Source organism: Frigoribacterium sp. MEB024, from assembly GCF_000878135.1.
Taxonomy (GTDB): Bacteria; Actinomycetota; Actinomycetes; order Actinomycetales; family Microbacteriaceae; genus Frigoribacterium.
In genome coordinates this window covers 1-3,790 of sequence record NZ_JXQZ01000088.1, presented here as the reverse complement: position 1 = coordinate 3,790, position 3,790 = coordinate 1, and the positions used below count along the sequence as shown (strand labels likewise).

Sequence of the window (3,790 nt, the reverse complement as noted above, 5' to 3'; positions counted from 1 at the left end):
GGGCGGGGCGGGCGGCCTGGTCGGCCGAGCGCGCCGGGCCGGCCGGACGAGCCGTGCGCAGCCCTCGACGACGAAGGAGGCGCGATGCCGTCGCACCGCGCCTCCTCGTCCCCCGGGGTGGTCGCGTCAGTCGGCCGTGGCCACCGCGACCTCGTTCGGCGTGACGTCGAGTCCGCGCGACGACAGCACCTCGCCCGTGGTCAGGTCGACCGCGTGCACGCTGTTCGTCGCCGGCTCGGTGACGTAGCCGACGTCACCCGCGACGACGATCGCGGGGTGGGCGTCCTGCCACTCGGCCGGGCCCTCCCAGGGGGCGACGACGGGCCACGAGTCGGTGAGCTCGCCGGTCGCGGGGTCGAGCACGTGCACCGCGCCGTCGGTGCCGATCAGGTACGCGAGGTCGCCCGGGCCACGGGCCACGCCCCGGAAGGTGTACTCGACGCCCTCGGGCAGGTCGACCACGTCGAGGGTGTCGGCGGCGGTGTCGATCAGGGTGACGGCGTGCAGGAGGTACCCCTCGGCGTCGGGGTCGTCCTTGTGGTCGCCGACGACGATCGGGCTGGTCTCGCTGACCCACGCGTTGCCCATGCGGCCGTAGGGCTGCGAGGGTGAGGCGAGCTTGGCGATCGTGCCGTCGTGGTAGACCAGCGCGCCGTCCTCGCAGCCGAACACGACGGCCTCGTCGGCCGCGGTGCCCTCGCCGTGGACGCCCGGGCACTCGTCGCTCTGCGCGACCACGGCACCGTCGGCGTCGCGCACCTCGATGCCCGTGCGGCCGTCGGAGTCGCCGACCGTCGTCAGGAAGGTGCCGTCCTCGAGCACGACCGAGACGCCGTGGTGCGCCTCGACGCCCTCGACGGTCTCGAGCGCGGGCAGCTCGCCGTCGGTGACGGCGGCGGTGAGGTCGGCGGACTCGAACACGGTGGTGTCGCTCGTGCCGTCGGCGTAGAGGATCGTCTTGCCGCCGTGTCGGACGACGTGGCCCGCGGTGTCGGCGTCGAAGACGAGGTCGGTCAGGGCGGGCTCGGACGAGCTGCCGGCCGCGGTGTCGAGCACCTGGAACCCCTCGCTCGTCGTCACCATGACGTGTCGGCCGTCGCCGGCGGGATTCAGGCGGGTGAACTCCTCGGAGTCGAACTCGCCGACGGTCTCGAGGGTCTCGCCGTCGAGCACGGTGACGCGGCCCTCGGACGAGACGGCGAGGCGCGGGCCGGACGAGGAGGCGCCGGTCGCGTCGCCGCCGTCGGTCGCGGTGCCGGGTCCGCCGGTCGAACAGGCGACGAGGGTCGCGGCGACGCCGAGGGCGAGCAGCGTGCCGCCGGTCCGTCGCAGGTGGGTGGTGCGCATGGGTGTTCCTCTTTCTGGTGGTCGGGCGCTCAGGGGGAGAGCCCGGTGGCGATGCGCTCGGTGTCGACGCGCATCATGGTCAGGTAGTCGGGGGCGTCGCCGTCGGCCGCGGTGAGCGACTCGGTGAACAGCTCGACGACGTCGACGTGGACGTCCGCCTCGCTCGCGAGGGCCTGCACGAGCCGGTCGGGCGACGACGACTCGGCGAACACGGTCGGGACGCCCGTCGTCTCGACGGCGTCGACCAGGTCGGCGAGGTCGGAGGCCGACGGGGCCGCGAGCGTCGTCCCGCCGGGGATCACGGCCCCGACGACGTCGAAGTCGAACCGGTCGGCGAGGTAGCCGAAGACGTGGTGGTTCGTCACGAGTGCGCGACGTTCGGCGGGGATCGCGGCGAAGGCGTCGACCATGTCGGCGTCGAGCCGCTCGAGCTCGGCCCGGTAGTCGGTGGTGCGCTCGGTGAGCGCCGCGGCGTCGACGCCGTCGACCTCCGCGAGCACCGGCCCGAGGGCGTCGACGACGTCGAGCATGCGTCCGGGGTCGGTCCAGAAGTGCGGGTCGGGGGTGCCTGCGGCGTCGCCCTCGCGGTAGTCGAGCACGTCGATCGCGTCGGCTGCGACGAACGAGGGCACGCCGGAGTCGACCGCCGCGTCGAGGTGCTGCTGCAGCCCCTCCTCGAGGCCGAGGCCGTTCGAGACGACGAGGTCGGCCGCCCGCATCCGTGCCGCCTGCTGTGCCGAGATCTCGAACGAGTGCGGGTCGGCGTCCGGCTTCATCAGGGTGACGACCTCGGCCTGGTCGCCGACGAGTTCGTCGACGACGTCGCCGAGGATGTTCGTCGACACGAAGACGACCGGGCGGTCGTCGCCGGCGGGTGCGCAGCCGGTCAGGGCCACCGCGGCCGCGACGGTCAGGGCGGCGACGCGGGCGGCGGTGCCGCGGGTGGCGCCGACGAGCCCGACACGGGGGCGGGCAGGCGACGGCGCCCTCATCGTCCGGTCTCCGCGACGAAGGACGGCTCGGTGGCCGTCTCGAAGCTGCGGGCGATCCGGGCGCCGTCGGCCGGGTCGATCTCGAACAGCCGCCCTTCGGCGGGGGCCGAGAGGTACGCGCGCTGCTGGTCGGCGATCAGCGTCGGCGTGCGGCCCGCGGCGAGCGAGTCCGCGACGAGCGGCGCCGTCTCGGCGACGACCTGGCCGGTGGTGCCGTCGAGGACGAGCACCCGGCCGTCCTGCGCGAGGGCCAGGAGGCGCTGGTCGGCGTCGTCCACGGCGGTCACCGTGACCAGCGGGGTCGGTGCCGGCAGCAGGGTCCAGGCCCGGGCCCGGGTGTCGAGCAGCCAGACGCCCTCGGAGCCGGCGAGCCCGGCCACGGTGGGTCGCCCCTCCCGGTTGTCGAAGGCGGTGGCCGGGGCCGCCGTGCCTCCCGACGACAGGGCCGTGCCGGCCGGGTAGGGGATGTGCTCGACGACGAGCTCGTCGTCGTCGACGGTCGCGAGCAGGGCCCCGTCCGAGCAGCCGACGACGGCCCCGACGCGCGTGGTGATCGTGCCGGAGGCGTCCGGGCAGGCCTCCCGCAGCCCCGTCTCGTCGCCGTCGGCGGTGTGCCCGACGAGCGTCGTCGTCTCGCCGCGACCCTCGGTCACCAGGGCGTACGAGCCCACGGGGACGACCAGGCCGGCACCGGGCTCGCCGTCGAGGCGGAACCGCTCGCGCAGCTCGCCCCGCGACAGCGCCTCGGTGTCGAGCAGCACGGCGTCGCCCGAGCCGGCGAAGTGCACGCCGGTCGAGCCCGAGGTCGAGAGGTTGGTGGTCGCCACGGTCGCCGCGCCGTCGCCCTCGACGGTGCCGAGGAGGCGCGGATCGGCCCGGTAGTAGTGGAAGTGGTCCCCGTGGTCCCACGTCCAGACCCCGCTGTCGACGACGTCGAGGCCGCGAGGTGTCTCGGCGAACAGGTACCGCCCGTCGGTCTCCACGGCGGTCGGGGCGTCGACCGAGCCGAGCTCGACGACGCTCTCGTCGAGCAGGTCGAGGTGCGCGACCGTGCCCGACGGGTCGATCGTGGTGAGGCCGAGTCGGGGTTCGGCGAGTTCCTCGGCACCGGCGACGGCGCCGTGGCCCTCGCCGGTGGTGTCGCTCGAGTCGGTCGACGACTCCCCGCCGGCGCCGCCACCGCCCGGGGCGGTGCCGGTCGAACAGGCGGTCAGCCCGAGGGCGAGCGTGCCGAGCAGGCAGGTCGAGAGGAGGGGGGATCGCATGCGGTCCTTCCGGGTGGGTGGGGGCGTGGGCGTGGGCGTGGCTGGCGGGGTGCGGGTGCGGGTGGGGGAGTGCGGCGGATCAGGAGGCGCGGGTCGCGACGGGTGCCCTGCTCGCGGGCGCCGGGACGGCGCCGTCGCCCCGGCGCTCCCGACGTCGGCCCACGACGGCGTGGCCGACGCCCGACA

Annotated in this window: 3 protein-coding genes; all 3 read right to left on the bottom strand. The window is 75.2% G+C overall.

Annotated features, from left to right (window positions below; translation table 11 throughout):
- Positions 1-126 precede the first annotated feature (126 nt).
- Genes aztD through SZ60_RS13800 form a run of 3 tightly spaced genes read right to left on the bottom strand, consistent with a single transcriptional unit; the run spans position 127 to position 3,604 of the window.
- A complete protein-coding gene (gene aztD / locus SZ60_RS13810) occupies positions 127-1,347 on the bottom strand; it encodes a zinc metallochaperone AztD (protein ID WP_052505419.1) in 1,221 nt (406 codons plus the stop codon).
- Between the two features lie 29 nt (positions 1,348-1,376).
- Positions 1,377-2,339: a zinc ABC transporter substrate-binding protein AztC gene (gene aztC / locus SZ60_RS13805; RefSeq protein ID WP_082060171.1), complete on the bottom strand. Its 963-nt coding sequence runs from the start codon at positions 2,337-2,339 to the stop codon at positions 1,377-1,379.
- On the bottom strand, positions 2,336-3,604 hold the full coding sequence (locus SZ60_RS13800; RefSeq protein WP_043596833.1) for a hypothetical protein: 1,269 nt from the start codon (positions 3,602-3,604) through the stop codon (positions 2,336-2,338). Before SZ60_RS13800 ends, aztC begins: the two co-directional genes overlap by 4 nt.
- Between the last annotated feature and the right edge of the window lie 186 nt (positions 3,605-3,790).